At 45.5% G+C, this 21,114-nt stretch carries 19 protein-coding genes and 1 pseudogene; 7 read left to right on the forward strand and 13 right to left on the reverse strand.

Annotated features, from left to right (window positions below; all coding sequences use genetic code 11):
• Positions 1-217: 217 nt before the first annotated feature.
• Complete coding sequence (locus BM331_RS02970; RefSeq protein WP_074926936.1) at positions 218-997, forward strand: sulfite exporter TauE/SafE family protein; 780 nt, start codon at positions 218-220, stop codon at positions 995-997.
• Between the two features lie 407 nt (positions 998-1,404).
• On the opposite strand, the gene BM331_RS02975 is transcribed toward BM331_RS02970, so the two are convergent.
• Genes BM331_RS02975 through BM331_RS03010 form a run of 8 tightly spaced genes read right to left on the reverse strand, consistent with a single transcriptional unit; the run spans position 1,405 to position 8,093 of the window.
• Positions 1,405-1,965 (reverse strand): NifU family protein, encoded by a 561-nt coding sequence (locus BM331_RS02975; protein WP_074926938.1) that lies wholly within the window; start codon positions 1,963-1,965, stop codon positions 1,405-1,407.
• 9 nt (positions 1,966-1,974) lie between these two features.
• A complete protein-coding gene (sufU, locus tag BM331_RS02980) occupies positions 1,975-2,454 on the reverse strand; it encodes a Fe-S cluster assembly sulfur transfer protein SufU (RefSeq protein ID WP_074926939.1) in 480 nt (159 codons plus the stop codon).
• Positions 2,451-3,719: a cysteine desulfurase gene (locus tag BM331_RS02985; RefSeq protein WP_074926941.1), complete on the reverse strand. Its 1,269-nt coding sequence runs from the start codon at positions 3,717-3,719 to the stop codon at positions 2,451-2,453. The genes sufU and BM331_RS02985 overlap by 4 nt, the downstream gene beginning before the upstream one ends.
• A 3-nt stretch (positions 3,720-3,722) precedes the next feature.
• Complete coding sequence (gene sufD, locus BM331_RS02990; RefSeq protein ID WP_074926943.1) at positions 3,723-5,030, reverse strand: Fe-S cluster assembly protein SufD; 1,308 nt, start codon at positions 5,028-5,030, stop codon at positions 3,723-3,725.
• Positions 5,027-5,818: a Fe-S cluster assembly ATPase SufC gene (sufC, locus tag BM331_RS02995; RefSeq protein ID WP_074926946.1), complete on the reverse strand. Its 792-nt coding sequence runs from the start codon at positions 5,816-5,818 to the stop codon at positions 5,027-5,029. Before sufC ends, sufD begins: the two co-directional genes overlap by 4 nt.
• Positions 5,815-7,251, reverse strand: coding sequence for a Fe-S cluster assembly protein SufB (gene sufB / locus BM331_RS03000; RefSeq protein WP_074926948.1), 1,437 nt, complete (start codon positions 7,249-7,251; stop codon positions 5,815-5,817). The genes sufC and sufB overlap by 4 nt, the downstream gene beginning before the upstream one ends.
• Before the next feature lie 19 nt (positions 7,252-7,270).
• Positions 7,271-7,600, reverse strand: a complete 330-nt coding sequence (locus BM331_RS03005) for a HesB/IscA family protein (protein ID WP_074926950.1) — start codon at positions 7,598-7,600, stop codon at positions 7,271-7,273.
• A gap of 25 nt (positions 7,601-7,625) precedes the next feature.
• Complete coding sequence (locus BM331_RS03010; RefSeq protein WP_011634315.1) at positions 7,626-8,093, reverse strand: Rrf2 family transcriptional regulator; 468 nt, start codon at positions 8,091-8,093, stop codon at positions 7,626-7,628.
• A gap of 346 nt (positions 8,094-8,439) precedes the next feature.
• Between BM331_RS03010 and BM331_RS03015 the strand changes: the two genes are divergently transcribed.
• Both BM331_RS03015 and BM331_RS03020 read left to right on the forward strand, forming a co-directional pair.
• Positions 8,440-9,972, forward strand: coding sequence for a 2-isopropylmalate synthase (locus tag BM331_RS03015; protein WP_074926952.1), 1,533 nt, complete (start codon positions 8,440-8,442; stop codon positions 9,970-9,972).
• Positions 9,973-10,135: 163 nt separating this feature from the next.
• Positions 10,136-10,600: a TlpA family protein disulfide reductase gene (locus BM331_RS03020; protein WP_074926954.1), complete on the forward strand. Its 465-nt coding sequence runs from the start codon at positions 10,136-10,138 to the stop codon at positions 10,598-10,600.
• Between the two features lie 20 nt (positions 10,601-10,620).
• On the opposite strand, the pseudogene BM331_RS03025 reads toward BM331_RS03020, so the two are convergent.
• Positions 10,621-11,215, reverse strand: a pseudogene (locus tag BM331_RS03025) (lytic transglycosylase domain-containing protein).
• Positions 11,203-12,909 carry a proline--tRNA ligase gene (locus tag BM331_RS03030; RefSeq protein WP_074926956.1) on the reverse strand — a complete coding sequence of 569 codons (1,707 nt, stop codon included), beginning with the start codon at positions 12,907-12,909 and terminating at the stop codon, positions 11,203-11,205. Before BM331_RS03030 ends, BM331_RS03025 begins: the two are co-directional and overlap by 13 nt.
• A 228-nt stretch (positions 12,910-13,137) precedes the next feature.
• On the opposite strand from BM331_RS03030, the gene BM331_RS03035 reads away from it, so the two are divergent.
• The 4 genes from BM331_RS03035 (at position 13,138) to BM331_RS03050 (ending at position 16,872) form a co-directional block, all read left to right on the forward strand.
• A complete protein-coding gene (locus BM331_RS03035) occupies positions 13,138-13,701 on the forward strand; it encodes an RNA pyrophosphohydrolase (RefSeq protein ID WP_074926958.1) in 564 nt (187 codons plus the stop codon).
• A 105-nt stretch (positions 13,702-13,806) separates the two neighbouring features.
• Positions 13,807-14,811: a cytochrome-c peroxidase gene (locus tag BM331_RS03040; protein ID WP_074926959.1), complete on the forward strand. Its 1,005-nt coding sequence runs from the start codon at positions 13,807-13,809 to the stop codon at positions 14,809-14,811.
• 202 nt (positions 14,812-15,013) lie between these two features.
• Complete coding sequence (locus tag BM331_RS03045) at positions 15,014-16,312, forward strand: ATP-binding protein (protein WP_074926961.1); 1,299 nt, start codon at positions 15,014-15,016, stop codon at positions 16,310-16,312.
• Positions 16,313-16,338: 26 nt separating this feature from the next.
• Complete coding sequence (locus BM331_RS03050; RefSeq protein ID WP_074927438.1) at positions 16,339-16,872, forward strand: response regulator transcription factor; 534 nt, start codon at positions 16,339-16,341, stop codon at positions 16,870-16,872.
• A 104-nt stretch (positions 16,873-16,976) separates the two neighbouring features.
• Here the strand turns inward: BM331_RS03050 and BM331_RS03055 are convergent, their stop codons facing one another.
• The 3 genes from BM331_RS03055 to BM331_RS03065 all read right to left on the reverse strand — a co-directional run bounded on the left by BM331_RS03055 (position 16,977) and on the right by BM331_RS03065 (position 21,112).
• On the reverse strand, positions 16,977-19,145 hold the full coding sequence (locus BM331_RS03055; protein WP_074926963.1) for a TonB-dependent receptor: 2,169 nt from the start codon (positions 19,143-19,145) through the stop codon (positions 16,977-16,979).
• A gap of 507 nt (positions 19,146-19,652) precedes the next feature.
• A complete protein-coding gene (gene pssA, locus BM331_RS03060) occupies positions 19,653-20,432 on the reverse strand; it encodes a CDP-diacylglycerol--serine O-phosphatidyltransferase (RefSeq protein ID WP_074926965.1) in 780 nt (259 codons plus the stop codon).
• 29 nt (positions 20,433-20,461) lie between these two features.
• Positions 20,462-21,112 (reverse strand): phosphatidylserine decarboxylase, encoded by a 651-nt coding sequence (locus tag BM331_RS03065; protein ID WP_074926967.1) that lies wholly within the window; start codon positions 21,110-21,112, stop codon positions 20,462-20,464.
• Positions 21,113-21,114: the final 2 nt, after the last annotated feature.

The following is a 21,114-nucleotide window of genomic DNA, read 5'->3' on the forward strand; positions in this document are numbered from 1 at the left end:
TTTATTATCAGCAACTCTCCGGATAAATATTATCAATCCCGGACGGCAACTGAACAAATATGAAACAATTTGAATGTATTGCCTTGACAAAGCCAGTTACAAAAAGAAATATCAGTTCTGCTCCATACCTAATTAAGCTCCAATCCCGGCATAACAAGCTAGATCCCCGGAACACTACTTTCACAGTAGCACACAACCAGTGTAAGGATATTTTTGTATGATTGACTGGTCCTATACGGCGGCCGGCACCTTCACTGGCTTTATTATCGGATTGACTGGTGTTGGTGGCGGCGCTCTGATGACACCCATCTTGCTACTGTTTTTCGGAATATCGCCAACAACCGCTGTCGCTACCGATTTATGGTTTGCTGCCATCACCAAAATAGCTGGTGCACGGATACATCATACCAATGGCAATGTGGATTGGCAGGTAGTCAAGCGTTTGTGGGTAGGCAGTCTTCCAATGGCTTCACTGACCGTACTACTGATAAGCATGGGGACACATATCGTAAAGGTGGACTGGCTTACAAAGGGTATCGGTATAGTAGTGCTGGTTACAGCTATCGGATTACTGGTAGCTCCTAAGTTGATCGCTTTTGCCAAAAGAAAGCAGATTGGACAGCCGGAACGATTTAAGACAATGCAAGCAGTGCTAACAATTTTCGCAGGCGCAATTCTTGGAGTATGCGTTGCACTGACATCAGTAGGTGCCGGAGTCTTGGGAAGCGTAATACTTCTGTACCTGTATCCGCTACGTATAACTCCACATCGCCTAGTTGCTACAGAAATTGTACACGCTATACCACTAGCGATTATTGCTGGCTTGGGCTATTTATTCGCAGGTATGGTGGACGGAGAGATGCTCATTAGCCTGTTAGCAGGTTCAATACCGGCGGTCATTGCAGGAAGCAAGCTTGCCAGCAGGATTACAGGACGATGGATCCGATTCGCTTTAGCAATTGTGCTTGCTACAGCAGGGTTGAAAGTTCTTTTATAAAGAGCCATTTCAACTGCAGCACCCCTAGAAAGCTGTAACCAGATTATCCAGACTATTAAATATAGAAACTGCAAAAATAGGGAAAATCCACATCTATTGCAAGTTACTTGTTTATACAGCTGAGACAGGGTAATTCAGCCAAGAGTTGGGCGTCGATTCACTCAACCAAAGGTGTTAATCGGCTGGTATGTTTTGAAGCAGATCCAGCCAGAGTTGACAATACTCTGATTAGACCCGAACAGCTGTACAAAGCAGGAGAACGAGTACGCCTGACTAAAGGCTCATTTGCAGGTATTGAGAGGCTATTTATCAAATGGCGGACAGCGAGCACCGTGTTATGGTGCTAGTAAAACTATTAAGCAAACCTATTACGATGCGTGTTCTTTTGCCAGTTTACGTAAAGCAAATTAGCTAGACACTACCCGAATATCTGGCTCAATCGTTCTCAGAAGCTGCTCAATTCCACGCAATGTTCCGGAAATCGAACTGGGACAGGTTCCACACGCCCCCTGATAATGAATACGCAGAACACTGCCTTCCAAAGCCAGCACATGAAGATCACCACCATCATGTTGCAAATAGGGTCGCACCTCTTCTTCCAGTAAAATATTGATTCGCTCCAATCGTTGCTGATCCTCTTCACTAAGATTTGCCAGCGCCTCGCTAGCAGCAGCAACCACAGTGGCTGATTGATCCGTCGCAGCCGGTGCAGCCCGAATTGGATCTGCCACCTCTCGCGCCAGATCCTGCCAGTCTGCACCTCCATCCTGTGTAATCGTGATCCAACGATCCACATAAAAGACATTGATAACATGATCAATATCAAACAATGCGGCAGCAAGCGGATCATCAGTCGCCTGCTCGGCATTATTGTAAGATTTGGTAACTCCCCAAGTCAGTGGCTCCTTCAGGATAAACTTCAATGCATTAGGATTTGGAGTCCCCTCAATTTCTGCAATCTTCGGCATGGCTATATATCAGTAATTATTTGCTACGGGCTTGTTTAAGTGACCATCTGCTTCAGTTGTGGCATCTCCTGTTGAATTCATGGCAGCATGCAGGGTATGCCACGGCAAAATCGCACACTTGACTCTGGTTGGTAAATCACGTACCCCTGCAAGCACCTTGAGCCGACCAAGATGATCAAAATCCTTGTTTTCTCTACTTACCAGCATATCCCGAAATTCCTGAATTAGAGCCTCTGCTTCCTGACGAGATTTTCCCTTGACGGCACTGGTCATCATTGAAGAGGAAGCCTTGCAAATTGCGCAGGATTCACCCTGAAATACAATTTCTTCAATACGTCCATCCAGCATATTGACATCCAGATCAATACGATCGCCGCACAGCGGATTATGTCCTGTCGCATGGTGGGTAGGATGGTCAAGAGAACCATAGTTACGCGGCTTGCGATTATGATCAAGAATAACTTCCTGATAAATTGATTTCAGACTCATTGCGCAAAAACCTTTTGTACAGATCGAATACCTGCCACCAGAGCATCGATCTCTTTTTTAGTATTATAAAAAGAAAATGAGGCACGCGACGTTGCCGCCACATTAAAACGCTGCATGATCGGTTGTGCACAATGATGACCTGTACGCACAGCTATACCTTCCTGGTTCAGCAAAGTACCAACATCATGTGGATGAATACCATCAATAACAAACGATATTACCGCAACCTTATCCGGGCAATCACCTATGATTTTCACGCCCGGGATCACTCTAATTTGCTCGGAAGCGTAAAGCAGCAACTCATGTTCATAATCAGCAATAGCATCAAGGCCGATCTGCTCCAGATAATCAATTGCCGCACCAAAACCTATGGCCGCCGCAATAGGGGGAGTACCTGCCTCGAATTTGTATGGTATCTCGTTATATGTTGTTTTTTCGAAGGAAACCGAGACAATCATGTCCCCTCCCCCCTTGAATGGCTGCATGGATTCAAGCAGATGCGCCTTTCCGTACAAAATACCAACCCCGGTGGGACCGCACATTTTATGTGCCGAAAAAGCATAAAAATCACAATCTAGGTCCTGCACATCTATTTTTAAATGAGGTGCTGCCTGGGCACCATCAATCAAAACAGGAACATCATGCTGATGTGCTATGGCAATCATGCGTTTGATCGGATTGATGCTGCCAAGCGCATTGGAAACATGTGATAAAGCTACAAACCGGGTCCTGGAATTAAAAAGTTTTTCATATTCCTCCACCAGAAGCTCACCCGCATCATTAATTGGGGCTACCCGGATATGCGCACCTCTTTCCTCGGCCAACATCTGCCAAGGCACAATATTGGAATGATGTTCGAGCTCGGACAAGATAATTTCATCGCCACTCTGAATAAACTTGCGTCCATACCCATGCATTACCAGATTGATACTATCAGTTGTGCCACTGGTGAATATCACCTCTCTATCTTCATGTGCACCGATAAAATTTTGTAGTTTGCACCGTGCCGCTTCATATTCCTGCGTAGCCAGGTTGGATAAATAATGTACTGCACGATGAATATTTGCATGCTGGGTTTTCTGGTAACGGACCAGGCAATTAATGACTGCCTGCGGCATTTGGCTGGAAGCAGCGTTGTCAAGATAAACCAGCGGTTTGTCATCTACCTTGATATCAAGAATCGGGAAATCTGCACGAAATCGTCCTATTCCAGATACAGTTGTTTGCTGTGCAGATGAAGTCACTAATGTGTCAACAATTTTCATGATTTAGCTAATTCGTGTGCTTGCAAGAATATATTCTTCAAGTCGTTGTCTGAGTGAAGCCACTATAACGCGGTTAATAATTTCGCCTCCGAATGCGTATGTCAGCAAATTGCGCGCTACTTCTTCTGCAAATCCCCTGCTTTGCAGATAAAAAAGGGATTCCTTGTCAAGCTGGCCCACCGTGGCACCATGCGCACATTTAACATCATCGGCAAATATCTCAAGCTGAGGTTTGGTATCCATACGCGCTTTCTCTGACAGCAACAAATTATGATTCAACTGCCGGGCATCTGTCTGTTGTGAATGCGGACGAACCATAATTTCTCCACTAAAGACACCATGCGCTCTCTCATCCACAATGCATTTGTGAAGCTGTCTACTCCTGCCATGTGGACTAGCATGATCAATAAAAGTATGTGTATCTGCGAGCTGACGACCAGCTATTAGCGCTAATCCATCTATCTGACACTCAGCGCCCTCACCTGCTAGCGTAATTTTCTGGTCAAAACGCGAAATACGCGCGCCAAGCGCGAGACTGACCGAATCATAATGTGCTGCCTTTGCAACAAACGTAGCGTTATTAGCAATATGAAACGCCTGCAAATCTTCGCGTTGTACACGGATATGATTCACACGAGCTGATTCTCCGACGTATATTTCTGTTACTGCATTTGTCAGGGATGCGCCTTCCTGCAACGCCACATATTCTTCGACAATTGTTACTTCAGCTCCAGGTTCCGCAACAAGCAGACAGCGCGGATAGGCAGCCACTTCTTTTCCGGAAGTCATATATAAAATATGAACAGGTACCATTGTGGAAACATTGGCCGGTATAACAATACAAATACCATCATGCATGAGAGCAGTATTCAGTGCCACAAATACGTCATCCTGAAAATCAGCAAGCTGGCCGAGAAACTGTTCCGTTTTGGAAGCACATACACCAGTCAATTCGGATAAACCGCAAACAGTGACAGAGTCATCATCTGTCAGGCTGGACAACCTCGGTATATACTGACCATCAACAAATACCAGTCTGCAGGCAGGCTCATCCAGAAAAGTACTTTTCTGACTATCCAAGCTTGGTAATGAAACTATTGAAGCTCTCGAAAACAGTGTATTCCTGAGTGAAGAAATATCAGTGAAGCGCCATTCCTCATCACGGATCGTAGGCAACCTGAGTGACTCGATACGACTTAACGCATTTGCCCGAAGCCGATTCAGATAAGATGTAGTAAAAGAAGGCGAGTCTTCTTTCTTCCAAGAGTCAATTAATTTCTCAAGATAATCATCCCAGATAACGGTGCTCATGGCCGTGTCTCGGTAACTTGTTCATCTGTATGAATCCAGTCATAGCCATGTGTTTCCAGAGCCAGTGCGAGTTCTTTACCACTTGTTCTGATGATACGCCCTGCCTCCATTACATGCACATAATCAGGAGCAATATAATCCAGTAAACGCTGATAATGTGTCACCAGAATCAGGGCATTATCTTTATTGGATAACTGGTTAACCCCATTTGCAACTATCCTGAGCGCATCAATATCCAATCCTGAATCCGTTTCATCCAGCAAAGCAAGGCGAGGTTCAAGTAAAGCCATCTGCAATATTTCGTTGCGTTTCTTTTCACCTCCCGAGAACCCTTCATTGACGCTACGATCAAGAAAATCCGGGTTCATCTTGAGCAGTTTCATTTTCTCTCGCACGAAATCATCGAATTCAAGAGGATCCAGCTCTTCCTCACCACGCTGCCCCTGAACAGTGTTATAAGCCAACCGTAGAAACTGGTTATTAGCAACGCCCGGTATTTCCACCGGATATTGAAAAGCGAGAAATATCCCGGCACGCGCACGCTCTTCTGGTGCCAATGCTGACAGATCCTGACCATCAAACAACAGTGTTCCCCGAGTAACTTCATAACTTGGATGCCCGGCCAGCACCTTGGCAAAGGTACTCTTTCCCGAGCCATTTAATCCCATAATGGCATGGATCTCACCACTTCTTACTGTGATATCTACTCCTTTGAGAATCTCGGTCCCGCTAACTGTTGCATGTAAATCATGAACTTCAAGCAGAATCTTGCTGTTTGCATTTATCATCCGACACTCCCTTCCAGTTTGAAGCTGAGTAATTTAGTAGCCTCGACTGCAAATTCCAGAGGTAATTGCTGAAAAACCTCTTTACAAAAACCATTGATAATCATTGAGACTGCTTCTTCCGCGTCGATACCACGTTGTGCAAAATAAAATAGCTGATCTTCTCCAATTTTGGAAGTTGAGGCTTCATGTTCAACTTGTGCACTATTATTTTGTACCTGAATATAAGGGAAAGTATGAGCCCCGCATTGGCTGCCAATCAACATCGAATCACATTGTGAATAGTTGCGAGCATTCCGTGCTGTCGGGGTAATTCTCACCAGACCGCGATAGCTGCTGTTAGATTGGCCTGCCGAAATTCCCTTGCTCACAATAGTGCTGCGCGTATTCGGACCGATATGAATCATTTTGGTGCCGGTATCAGCCTGTTGATGATGATTGGTCACTGCAACAGAATAGAACTCTCCGACAGAGTTTTCTCCACGCAGGATACACGAAGGATATTTCCAGGTAATAGCTGAACCAGTTTCCACCTGCGTCCAGGAAATACGTGAATTCCTGCCCTTGGCCAGTCCACGCTTGGTAACAAAATTATAAATGCCCCCGATGCCATTCTCATCTCCGGCGTACCAGTTCTGTACGGTTGAGTACTTGATATCTGCATCATCCAAAGCGATCAGTTCAACTACGGCCGCATGAAGTTGATTAGTATCAAAACGCGGAGCAGTACATCCTTCCAGATAGGAAACGGACGCGCCCTCCTCTGCAACAATCAGCGTACGTTCAAATTGCCCGGATTCTTCCGTGTTGATACGGAAGTAGGTAGATAAATCCATAGGGCATTTAACCCCTTTTGGAATAAAACAGAAAGAACCGTCCGTAAATACAGCAGAATTCAGGGCTGCATAGTAGTTATCACCCGGCGGCACAACTGTACCCAGGTACTGCCTGATCAACTCGGGATACCGCTGAACGGCCTCCGAAATTGAACAGAAAATAATACCAACCTCAGCCAGTTTTTCCTTATAGGTTGTTGCGACCGATACGCTGTCAAAAATAACGTCAACAGCAACTCCTGCCAACGCCGCCCGTTCATGCATGGGGATACCTAGCTTCTCAAATGTACGCAACAGCTCAGGATCAACCTCATCCATACTGGCAAGTTTTTTCTTTGGCTTGGGCGCCGAATAATAGCTGATATTCTGGAAATCAATTTTGGGATATTTAACATTTTGCCAGACAGGCTCGACCATGTTGAGCCACCTCCGATAAGCCTCCAATCTGAATGTAAGCAGCCATTCAGGTTCATTTTTCTTGGAAGAAATCAACCGGATGATATCCTCATTGAGCCCTTTAGGCGCAATATCGGATTCTATATTCGTGACGAAGCCGTGCTTATATGGCTGATTCACCAAATTCTGTAATGCAGCACTCATTTTTATAATTCCTGAATTTCTAAGTTTTAAGGCTGAAACTCTCTCCACAGCCGCAAGTATTGTCTATATTTGGATTGCTAAATTTAAAAGAGCTGTTCAGACCTTCCTGGACAAAATCAATCTCAGAACCATCAATGAAAGACAATTGATCGCGTTTAACGATAACCTTGGCATCATTTGATTCAAACAATTGATCATCTTCCAGCACATCGTCAGCATAATCAAAACTGTACGCGAATCCTGAACAGCCTGATTTCCTGATTCCAAGTCGTAACGCAACCCCTTTGCCTCGCCTGTCCAGTTGATGCCGAATCTGTCTGGCCGCACGCTCAGTTAATGTAATCGCCATAATTTACTCTATCGCAAACAAATGATCAGAATGCAGCTTCCCGCATGTCATATAATTTGACTACTGCCTGCTCACGCTGCAGTTCACGCTGACTCTGCTCCTCCACCAGCCGTTCCAGGGTGACATTACCGAGATAATCAAATATGATCTCGTTCAGCTTTGTCCATAAATCATGGGTCATGCATTTACTGTCACCCAGACAGTTTTCCTTGCCACCACATTGCGTGCTATCGATGGGCTCATCTACAGCCAGAATAATGTCGGCCACCGATACCTCATCCAATCCCTTGGCTAGACAATACCCCCCGCCGGGTCCGCGCACGCTGTCAACCAGCTTCCGCTGACGCAACTTGGAAAACAACTGTTCCAGATAAGATAGCGAAATCCTTTGTCGCTCACTAATGTCCGCCAATGCAACCGGCCCGCCCCCATGTCGTATCGCGATATCCAGAAGTGCTGTTACTGCAAACCGCCCCTTTGTCGTTAATCTCATTTCAACCTCTTAGCATGTAATTTTGAAGCGATTAGAACCACTTACCACTGACCTTGCGCAAAACTGAAACTATATAATACCTGACTATATTAGTCAACTATAGTCAAGGGTAAATATCTGTTGTTGCGAAACGCAAATAAACACTTTATATTTACCGACATGATTCAGTTCGTTAAAATCACCTTCTCCTTTTATCCTCCTTACCCGACGACTCTGTTATGTTCGCTCGGACGACTGCTGCGCCCTGGGCGCTAATTATTCTAACTATTCCCCATCTGTTTGAAGTGTAAGGGCTGGTATACCAGCCAACCGCCCGGTTTTAGCCAGAATAATATGGAGTAGAACAATGAAAGAGCGTTTGGTTATTTTTGATACAACGTTGCGCGATGGCGAGCAAAGCCCTGGCGCATCCATGACCATGGAAGAAAAGGTGCGCATCGCCAGACAGTTGGAGCGCATGGGTGTGGATGTAATCGAAGCAGGCTTTCCAGCAGCATCAAAAGGTGATTTTGAGGCTGTCAAGGCAGTGGCAGAGGCCGTAAGCAACAGCACGGTGTGTGGCCTTTCCCGTGCAATAGAAGCTGATATCAATCGTGCCGGTGAAGCCCTGCAGGCAAATCAGAATATGCGCATCCACACCTTCATCGCCACCTCACCAATTCATATGAAGAACAAACTGCGCATGTCGCCTGATCAGGTCGTCGAACAGGCGATCAAGGCAGTAAAGTGGGCTCGCCAGTATACGGATAATGTTGAATTTTCTCCTGAAGACGCCGGACGATCCGAGATAGATTTTCTTTGCCGGATTCTGGAAGCAGTGATTGATGCGGGTGCCCGGACGTTGAATATTCCAGACACAGTGGGATACACCATGCCGGATCAGTTTGGCGGCCTGATCCGCACGTTACGTGAACGAATTCCGAATTCTGATAAAGCTGTTTTCTCCGTTCATTGTCATAATGATCTCGGCCTGGCGGTAGCCAACTCGCTGTCTGCAGTCATGAATGGCGCGCGCCAGATTGAATGTACCATCAATGGCCTGGGTGAACGCGCCGGCAATGCTGCCCTTGAAGAAGTAGTGATGGCCGTGCGTACACGACAGGATTATTTTCCATGCGACACACGCATTGATACAACCCAGATTGTATCTGCCAGCAAGCTGGTTTCGGGAATTACCGGATTTCCGGTGCAACCCAACAAAGCGATTGTCGGTGCTAATGCTTTTGCCCATGAATCAGGCATTCATCAGGATGGTGTACTCAAACATCGCGAGACCTATGAAATCATGCGCGCAGAAGATGTTGGCTGGGGAGCGAACAAATTATTGTTGGGCAAGCATTCTGGTCGTAATGCATTTCGCAGTCGCTTGAAAGAACTGGGAATCGAACTGGAATCGGAAGAGAAACTGAATGCCATGTTTATCCGCTTCAAGGATCTTGCGGACAAGAAACACGAGATTTTTGATGAAGATCTGCACGCGCTTGTTTCGGATGAAGCACAGATACCCGAAGAGCATTACCGTTTACTCTCACTGGTTGCACACAGTGAAACCGGAGAAATACCTTTTGCACAAGTCGTTATCGCTACAGGAAATAACGAGCAACAGGCTGAATCAGAAGGCAGCGGCCCGGTAGATGCAACGTTTCGTGCTATTGAAAAAATATTGAACAGCAAGGCAGAATTGCAATTGTTTTCTGTAAATAACATCACCAGCGGAACAGATGCTCTGGGTGAAGTAACTGTTCGATTGCAAAAAGCCGGACGAATCGTCAATGGCCATGGAGCAGATACAGATATCATTGCAGCTTCTGCCAAAGCCTACCTGAATGCCTGTAATAAACTGCACTCTAGCCTGGAGCGCACACACCCACAGGTTTAGATCCGAAAATAATTAAAAATTATCTACCATAAAGTTGATTTCATAAAAATAATCAAGGGAAATTCTAATTCCGGTACAGATACAATTGCTGCACCGGAATTTTACAAAAACTCAATAGATCTTATGAGACGCGTTGTCTTGGCCAGCCATATCGGGATATATGATGAAACAACAATGGGGAATTGTAACTCTGCTCGTCTTGATTTTATGCCTGCCTGTCAAAGGAGCTGGAGCATACGGCTTCCATTTCGAGGATAGCGCAGGTAAAACTCACACTTTATCGGGTTATAAAGGGAAGTGGGTGCTGGTTAATTTTTGGGCAACATGGTGCCCACCTTGCCTGAAAGAAATTCCGGATCTGTCGAGGCTGTCACAGGAAAGAAGCGATGTCGTAATCATCGGAATCGCTATGGAATACGACAATACTAAAGACGTTATGCAATTCGTAAAGAAAATGGCAATTTCCTACCCAATTATACTGGGTGACAAGGCAGCGGCGGCCCAGATCGGAGATGACATCTCGATGTTGCCGAGCACGTATCTGTTTGATCCTGATGGAAAGCCTGCAGCACGTAAAATCGGACTGATTACTCGTGCCGAAATTGAAACCTTCATTGATGCCCGCTAAGAAGGCAAGATAAATTCTGGTTATTGTAAAACTGTAGAATAAGTCCAATGACGATGCCAGGCATTAAACACGAGATTAGGGTAATCAGCCTTGCCCAAACTACCGTTATATCTCCCCAGCGCTCTGAAATAATCACCTTTCTCCAAATCGAGGTAATGGCGCAAGATTGTGCAGCCATAACGCAGGTTGACACGCAGATGAAATAAGTTGTGTTCCTTACTGCCTATCAGATCTATCCAGAACGGCATGACCTGCATATATCCGCGCGCTCCGGCAGAAGATACCGCATATTTTCTGAAGTTACTCTCAACCTGGATAATGCTAAGCACTAACTCAGGATCAAGACCAGCGCGAGTAGCTTCATAGTGAACGGTCATCAGAAATGCCTTCCGCTCTTCAATTTCAGAGATCCGTTTCTCCAGGCGCTCCGTCATGCTGTCCAGCCAATTTCGTGCCTCGAGATCGGAAAGCGTAACAAACACAGGTACAGCCCTGTCACTAACGGTACGCTGCAATACTGTCCAGGGTGCTGACCGACAAGGATTCATAAGCCTGAGATCCAGCCATAGCCGTACTTGCAATTAAAAATGATAGAAAACTTATCAGCTGCCACATATTTCCCTGATAACAGGGATGACCTCCTGTAGAGAGAGCAAACGGGATGTTTTATCCAGCCGCCCCTGGTATTCCACCATCCCATCCCGAAAATTTCGCTCACCAATAACAATACGGTGCGGGATCCCAATCAGCTCCTGATCTGCAAACATAACACCTGGTCGCTCCTCCCGGTCATCCAGCAATACTTCGATGCCTGCTGCACGACATGCTCGATACAGTTTTTCCACTTCAGCCTGGATCTGAAGGTTTTTATGATAACCAATCGGGATAATCGACAACTGAAATGGAGCAATTGCTACTGGAAATATGATGCCGCGCTCATCACAGTTTTGCTCAATAGCCGCAGCAACGATGCGTGAAACACCGATACCATAACAACCCATTTCCAGAATTTGAGTCTGGCCAGATTCATCCAGATAGGTTGCTTTCATTTTTTCAGAATATTTGGTGCGCAACTGGAAAATATGACCAACCTCAATACCACGGCAAATTTCGAGCATTCCTTTTCCGTCAGGTGAAGGATCACCTGTAACCACATTGCGGATATCGAATACCTGGGTCGGCAATGGCAGATCACATTCAAAATTAACTTGAGTCAGGTGATAGCCTTCTTCATTTGCCCCGCAGACGAAATTGCTCATTTCCAGAACTGCCTGATCAGCGATAATTTCAGTTTTCACACCGATCGGACCGAGATATCCTGGAAAGCAACCTGTTTCGGCAATAATTCTGCTTTCATCAGCAAATTCGAAGTTACGCAGAAATGGTATTTTTCTGGTTTTTGTTTCGTTGAGCTGATGATCACCTCGCAGTAACAGAAGATAAAATCGGCCATCTGCTATCACTGCCAGTGTTTTAAGAGTCTGCTCAATTGGAACGCTCAGAAATTCAGCAACATCTGAACAGGATTTACGATTAGGAGTAGCAATTTTTTTCATTACGCCCGCTGGATCCTTGCGAAGAATTCCATGTGGTACTGCTTCAGCAAGTTCAATATTGGCGGCATAATCGGAATCAGGGCAAAATGCAATAGCATCCTCACCCGAATCAGCCAGGACATGAAATTCATGCGATCCACTGCCTCCTATGGCCCCGGTATCAGCAGCCACTGCACGGAATTTCAATCCGATCCGGGTAAAAATCCTGCTGTATGTTTCGTGCATAAGCTGGTAGGTTTGTTCCAGACTGACCAGGTCAACATGAAAGGAATATGCATCCTTCATGATAAATTCCCTGGCGCGCATCACACCAAAACGTGGGCGAATTTCATCACGAAACTTGGTCTGAATCTGATAAAAATTAATAGGCAGTTGCCGATAGCTTTTAATTTCACGACGAGCAATATCGACAATAACTTCTTCATGTGTTGGCCCAAAGCAAAAATCATGCTGATGCCTATCTTGAATTTTCAGCATTTGCGGGCCAAATACATCCCAACGACCTGATTCCTGCCAAAGTTCAGCCGGATGAACAGCAGGCATCAGAAGCTCCAGTGCACCACTGCTGTTCATTTCCTCACGGATGATGTGTTCAATCTTGTGTAGAATTCTCAGGCCAAGCGGCATCCAGGTATACAATCCGCTGCCCAGACGCTTAATCAGCCCGGCCCGCAACATCAAGCGATGACTGGCCAGTTCGGCTTCAGTAGGAGCTTCTTTGAGCGTCGAAAGGAAGAATTGGGAAACACGCATGATGAGGTTCCATTTATCATAGTAGGTAATAAGATAATTTTACCTTGAAACTGTTTTGATCCGGTACGCTTTAACGGGAATTGACCACAGCATCGCAAGTCAAATTTAGCATGCTGTAAAGATTATGATGATGCTCCTGCTGAGAACAGCGGCTGTGAATTACACTCAAAATATGGAAAAATTATCGGAAATTCACTGTAAATCAAGTTAAATTGACAGATAAATCGTATGATCGACCGTAATGGATATAGAGCAAATGTCGGTATTATCCTCCTGAACTCAAAAAGCCAGGTGTTCTGGGGAAAACGTACCCGACAGAATTCATGGCAATTTCCGCAAGGCGGAATTAAATCAGGCGAAACACCAACGCAGGCAATGTACCGGGAACTGGCTGAAGAAACAGGCTTGCAACCTGTGCATGTGGAAATTTTGGGACGGACCCGAGAATGGTTACGTTACGATGTACCTGCCTGCTGGACTCGCCGCGACTGGCGTAAGAACTATCGTGGTCAGAAACAAATATGGTTTCTACTGCGCATGTTGGGAAGAGATTGTGATGTATCGCTTAAAACTTGTGCGCATCCCGAATTTGATGCCTGGCGCTGGAACCAGTATTGGGTTGAGCTGGAATCTGTGGTTGAATTCAAGCGACAGGTTTATCGTCTGGCGCTGACAGAACTTTCACGATTGCTGGATCATGAAACCTGCCTGGGCAATGATCAAGCCTACAGGGAGCCGCTAGAACCAGTTAAAGAACTTGAGGAGAAATCTTCTGATGCCCGACAGGGCTGATTCAATGTCTTGGAACCCTGACTCCGGTCCGGCAACGAGAAATTCAAGGCGCAAGCGGCTGCGCCACGTTAGCCGTTACTATTTTCAAACCTTAAGGAGAATACAATGATCAAGCGTACATTGACTGCTTCGCTGTTATCGTTAAGTCTGGGAGCAATATTTGGATCTGTTGGCGCAATGGCTGCCAACGAACCAATCCAGCCGATTAAAGCAGTCACCCCCGAAAATGCCGAAGTAGCCGAGCTGGGGGAAATGCTTTTTTTTGATCCCAGGCTTTCCAAATCGGGATTCATTTCCTGCAATTCCTGCCACAACCTGAGCATGGGTGGCACCGACAATATTAAAACCTCAATTGGCCACAAATGGCAGCAAGGTCCAATTAATGCGCCAACTGTACTGAATTCCGGTATGAATCTGGCACAATTCTGGGATGGCAGAGCTAAAGATTTGAAAGAACAAGCTGCAGGCCCGATTGCCAACCCGAAGGAAATGGCCTTTACCCATGAGATGGCAGAAAAAGTTATCGCCTCAATGCCACAGTACCGCGAACACTTTAAAAAAGCCTTTGGATCCGATGAAGTGACAATTGATCGCATCACAACCGCGATTGCCCAATTTGAAGAAACACTGGTAACACCGGACTCAAAATTTGACAAATGGTTGGAAGGCGACAAAAACGCATTAAGTCAGAACGAACTGGAAGGTTACAACCTGTTCAAGAGCAGCGGGTGTATTCAGTGCCACAATGGACCGGCAGTAGGAGGAACCTCCTACCAGAAAATGGGAGTTTTTAAACCCTACGAGACAAAAAACCCCGCCACAGGACGGATGGGGGTAACAGGCAAGGAAGAGGATCGCAACGTATTTAAGGTACCAGTCTTACGAAATGTCGAGCTGACCTACCCCTACTTCCACGATGGAGAAGCAGCAACGCTTGAACAGGCTGTAGAAACCATGGGAAGCATTCAGTTGAATCGCGAATTCAACAAGGATGAAATCTCCAAGATTGTTGCCTTCCTGAAAACGTTGACTGGCAACCAGCCCGACTTTAAGATGCCAATTCTGCCACCTTCCAACAATGATACTCCGCATCCTCAGCCATTTGAGTAATGCTGAAAAGAAAATCCTAATTCCATCCGGAATTTTCTGAACTGCTCAGCCACTTCATTTCAAATGAAGATGGTTGAGCAGTATCAATCAAGTTTAACACTGCAAAAATATGCTTTAATCTACCCGGCTAAAACTGACAACCTGCTATTTAACAGACCCTGCATAGCAAACCAGCAGACTTAACAGAGCAAACCAACAGGTCATGGGTATTTTCAGTATTCTGAACCAGTCTCCTTCCGGCAAAAATCTGCAGCGTTTATTCCAGCTCAGGATTATTGCCATTGTTTTCCAAATCATTGTTTTTGGGGCTGTCCACAGTCTTATCGAACTTGAGCTGCCATGGATAGCAATTATTCTGACTATTTCCATACTTGCAATTCTGAATTTCTTCACCTGGGTTCGTCTGCGTTATCCTTGGCCGGTAACTCATCCCGAATTTTTCACTCAGTTGTTGATTGATGTTGCCGGATTGACTGCACTGTTGTATTTCAGTGGTGGATCAACCAATCCTTTTATCTCACTCTATCTGCTTCCGCTTACCATCGCTGCGACTGTACTGCCATGGCACTATACCTGGGGCATGGCAGCAATCACAATTTCTTGCTATACCTTCCTTCTCTTTAAGTATATTCCTTTCCCACACGATCATCTCGATGATCACAGTCGGCATATGTTTGAATTCAATTTACACGTCTCAGGAATGTGGCTGACATTTGTATTGAGTACCTTACTCATTACCTCATTTGTCGTCAGAATGAATGCCTCTATTCGTGACCGTGACAAAGAGTTATCCAGGTCGCGTGAGCGGGCACTACAAAATGAGCAGATTATTGCGCTAGGCACCCTTGCCGCCGGAGCAGCACATGAGTTAAGCACTCCTTTATCAACCATGGCTATTATTGCGGGCGAATTGCAGCAGGAATCCCTAGAAAACACTGAATTTCAGAACAATATTCGTATCCTGCGCGACCAGATCTCTCATTGCAAACAAACACTGACTCATCTGCTGGCAGATGCCGGACCAGCCAGAGTAGAAGAAGGCAACGGGCAATCTGTCGATCTTTTTCTACAACAGGTAATTGATAAATGGCAGCTGATCCGCCCATCTGTCAAATTCGCCCATCAATGTGGAGGCACAAAGCCAGCACCGATTATCATGAATACTCGCCTGTTGAGCCAATCCATCCTGAACTTGTTGAATAACGCAGCGGATGCCTCAACCAGGCTGGTAACCATCACCAGCCGTTGGGATGAAAAGCAGTTTCACCTCGAAATACTCGACGATGGGACAGGGTTAAACACAGAAGCTGTCGAACATGCAGGGGAGCCTTTTTTTACCAGCAAGGGACCAGGACAAGGTTTTGGGATCGGATTATTTCTCGCCAACACTAATATTGAACGCTTTGGCGGGAATGTACGTTTATTTAATCGACTCGAAGGAGGGGCATGTACTCATGTCACCATCCCGATTTCGTACAGAACAAGCAGTACTTCACTGTGAAAGGAGAGTGCCCTGTGAATGATTCCATGGATCACCCAAGTCTGTTAATCGTAGATGATGATGAAGTTTTTTGTGATGTACTGGCAAGGGCGATGACCAAGCGCGGGTTTGACACCACTTGTACACATAATATTAAAACTGCGATCGAACAGGCGGAATCACTCATGCCGGAATATGCCATCATCGACCTCAAATTGAGTAACGAATCCGGTTTATCGCTTGTTGAAAAAATCAGGGAATTAGACCCTGGAACCCGTATCATCGTCCTAACCGGCTATGCCAGTATCGCGACTGCAGTTGAAGCCATCAAGTTAGGTGCTACGCATTACCTGGCAAAGCCAGTCGATGCAAACGACATCATGACGGCATTCGAGCGTACTACCGGGAATGTCGATACACCTATCAGTCCTCACCCACTTTCAGTCGAACGGCTGGAATGGGAATATATACATCGCATTCTTATGGAGAATGACAATAATATCTCTGTCACAGCCAAGGCGTTAAATATGCACCGTAGAACTCTGCAGCGTAAACTCTCAAAAAAACCGGTACAGCTTTAGTTGCTGTTCCGCTTGACAGACGTACACCCACGCGCTGCGAGCGTACACCTGTCAGTAGCTGATTCTGATCAAGCGCCAGTCAGAATTCTAGTCATCAGCACAACCTAAAAATTGACCATTGCCGTTAAACGAAAAATACGTGGAGCGCCCGGCATAATGTTGTTATTGTTATGTGCGGAGGTAGCGTATTCGATATTGGCCAAATTTTCGACATTCGCCTGAATACGAACATTTTTGTGGGGTTGCACAAATACCGCCGCATCCAGCCGCGTATAGCTGGGTAACAGCACCGTATTATCAACTGCTGCATAAATGCTACCGCGGTGAATCACTCCCAATCCCAGGCCAAGATACGAGGTAAAATCATACCGGTTCCATACGGCTACCGTGTGCTTTGGAACTTGTGCCACAGTTGCCCCTTTATCTGCACCTGTAATATCCTTGGTGATTTCGGCATCAGTATAACCATACCCCCCCATCACACTCCAATGTGGAGTGATTCTTCCCATCAACCCGACCTCCGCTCCACGCGTACGTTGACCATCAACCAGTATCGTTCTAGAGAGGTCATTCGGGTCTGCTGTAATAACGTTACTGCGCTCAAGCTGATACAGGGCCGCGGTTAGCGCTAGATCTGGGCGAATATCCCATTTTGCACCAAGCTCCAAATTCATAAACTTTTCAGGCCTTAATGCTTCATTGGTCAATGACAGTGAACTTAGCTGATCACCAGCCCGCGGCACATACGCCAGGCTGTAGTTACCATAAATGGAAAGTGGCTCTATCGGCTTGAAGATCAGTCCCACTCGTGGCGAGATCAGCCCATCATTGGAATGAACCTTATCCCCATTGCGATTATTACGGACAGTCGTATCAAAATTATCGTAGCGTATTCCCAGCACTGCTTTAACTTGGGGGATAATGGTAATTTGATCTTGTGCATACACCCCTACTGCCTCGACTATACCGTGATTATCTGCATCAGTAGCACTTTGTCTGAAGGCAGCAGGCGTAAATACTGTTGGATTAAGAAAAGATACGGTTAGACTCGTACTGGTATTGTTGAAATAACCAGTATTGCGAAAATTATCTGTCACCTGACGACCGTACTCCACGCCTGTCATGAATTCATGACCTACTCCCCACGTATTCAGCTTGAACAATAAATCCGTCTGGGTAAACAGATTTTCCCGCCGGGTGGCGTTGTTATAGGCAGACAGTTTTACCGTACCTGCTGCATCTTCAGCTGTTGCTTGACTACCAGCATATACGTTCTGATAAAATTTATCGTAATCGGCATAACGAGTACGATTGCGTAGCTTGATATTGTTGTCAAAGGTATGTTCAATCAGCGAATTGAGTGACCAGGCATCGAGATGTGAGTTACTGTCATCCGGATTGCCAAAAAAAGTGGATCGATCGATATTTGCCGGTCGGCCGGAATTGACAACATTGGCCATAGTTCCGAATGAGGGAATACCGCGATCAACAACCCGGCGGTCATAAAAATATTCTCCGCTCAGGACGATCTTGGTCTTATCGGTTGGTAACAAAGTAACCGTTGGATTTATCCCCCAGCGCTTCAGATCAACGTTATCGCGAAAGCTGTCTGAATGCTCAAATACGCCATTGAGCCGAGCTGCAGCAATCTCATTGATCGGCTGACCTATATCTGCAGTGAAACGCTTGTGGTTGTAAGAACCAAATTCTGCGGTAGCCGCCCTGACCGGGTGCCAGTCAGCTTCCTTGGTGACGCGATTGATGACACCTCCTGCCCCGCCACGGCCAAATATCATTCCATTGGAGCCTTTCAAGACTTCAACACGGTCAATATTGTAAAGATCACGATAATATTGAACATCATCACGCAACCCATCAATAAAGAAATCCCCGGTGGTACTGTTGCCACGGATGATCACGGCATCCCGGTGACCTTCTCCCTGAGACGGAACAATTCCCGGAACATACCGTATAGCCTCGGTAATGCTTTGTATGGATTGATCACGAATCATATCCTGCGTGATCACAGTAACAGACTGAGGAACATCTCGTAGAGGAGTATCTGTTCTGGTTGCACTAAAACTTTCTTTGGTCACATACCCATCAGTCGGCTTGATCGAATCTGTGGAAATGTTAATGGCGGGCAGTATTGCTGAATTATCGCTGGCCGACTGGCCTGTTGATGACTGTGCCCATACTGTTTGTATCCCGCTTGAGATTACAAGAATAGTAACCGCAATGTATACACCACCCGGCCAAACTATAAACTTCATTCAAAAATTCCTTATTTATACATTATTGATAAGCATTCTCGTTCCTGTATTATATTATATAAATAAGAAAAAAACAGAAATCGAATTTTAGAAATTTTTTGCAAGGAGAATAAGTAATGAAGACGTTATTACATCAATTATCTCAACAATTCAGCATCTTATTGTCTAATAACCATATGTATAAATTTTCAGAAGAAGAATAGCTCATATTAAAAACACTGGAATCCAGTTAATTTATCTGAACCAGGCTTGAAAACAAGCTCTCGAACGTTGCTACCAGATTATTTTGAACAATAAGAAAAGAGTAGTGAAGGTTGATGCAAGAATCAAAAATATATTAGCTTTAGCAGAAAAACAACAGTCAGGAACACGAGAATAATCCGGGAACTTACACACATAATTTACCAACTCTCAAGTTGGCTAAGCTGCTTCATTCGCACACAGAAAAGACTGATCTGGATGGTAGATTGTACAAATGTCGATCATATCTAAAACAAGGCCGGCTACTTAGGTATCCTTACGTAATTCGCTGCGTCTCCTGTTTTTGTATAGCCGCCAGAGCTTCATGCCATATCCAGATAATGCATAAGTCAGGAACAATCCAAACAATACAAGCGGCGGATGACTTGGAATCAAGACGAAGAAGAACAGGAGAAGCAGCAATACTACGAAAAATGAAACTTTTCTGTGCAGATTAATTTCTTTACCACTGTAGTAAGGAATATTGGTTACCATGGTCAATCCTGCAAATAGAGTCATGGCCCAAGCTAACCATTTGATATCATCTGCAGCGACCTGAAAGCCCAGTGCTACCCACATCATACCGGCAATCAATGCAGCAGCGGCCGGGCTTGGTAATCCCTGAAAGAATTTCTTATCTACAATTTCGATTGATACATTAAACCGGGCGAGACGCAACGCTGCACAGGCACAATAGATAAAAGCAGCAATCCAGCCCAGCTTTCCCATGTCTTTCAGAGCCCATTCATACACAATCAATGCAGGAGCAGCACCAAACGAAACCATATCAGACAAACTATCGTACTCCGCACCAAATTCACTTTGTGTATGCGTCAGGCGTGCCACCCGACCATCTAGTCCATCAAACACCATGGCCACAAATACAGCTATAGCAGAATGTTCATAATGGCCATTCATTGCCTGCACAATCGCATAAAAACCGGAAAACAACGCTGCCGTTGTGAAGAGATTAGGCAACAGGTAAATACCCCGCCTTCTCCACCGGATGTTTGCAACAGGCAGTTGTTCCGAATCAGATTCCTGCATAAATAGATATGGATATCAGTCGGAAATAATCAGTGAAATTCAGCCAGTACTGTTTGGGTAGCTTGAACCTTATCGCCAATTCCAACATTGACTTTCGTTCCTAATGGAAGATAAACATCAACACGCGAACCAAAGCGAATAAAGCCAAAACGCTGTCCACGAGCAAGATGCCCTCCGGGGTGTACATGACAAACAATTCGTTTTGCAATCAGGCCAGCTATCTGCACGCAAGTTACATCCCGCCCCTCTTTGGTTCTAATCCACAAGGCATTACGCTCATTTTCCAAAGAGGCCTTAGGTAAACTTGCATTCAGAAATTTTCCGGGAAAATACCATTGATCACGTATTTCACCATCTACCGGACTGCGATTTGAATGCACATTAAAAACATTCATGAAAACACTGATTTTCAGTGCTTCACGCGAAAGATAAGGATCTTGAACTTTATCCACCGCAACAATTCTTCCATCCGCCGGGGCCAGCACTGCTCCGGCAAGTGCGGGTATAACCCGCGGGGGATCACGAAAGAACTGTAAAATGAACAGGGCAATCAGCCACAATGGCAGTGCCCATAGCCAACCCGCAAAAAATTGTACTAATAATGCAATGGCAAATGCTCCAGCGATGAAAGGCCAACCTTCGCGCGCAATAATCGGATGTGGGTAGTAAGAAGTCGGCATAT

The organism is Nitrosomonas eutropha, from assembly GCF_900116685.1.
Taxonomy (GTDB): Bacteria; Pseudomonadota; Gammaproteobacteria; order Burkholderiales; family Nitrosomonadaceae; genus Nitrosomonas; species Nitrosomonas eutropha_A.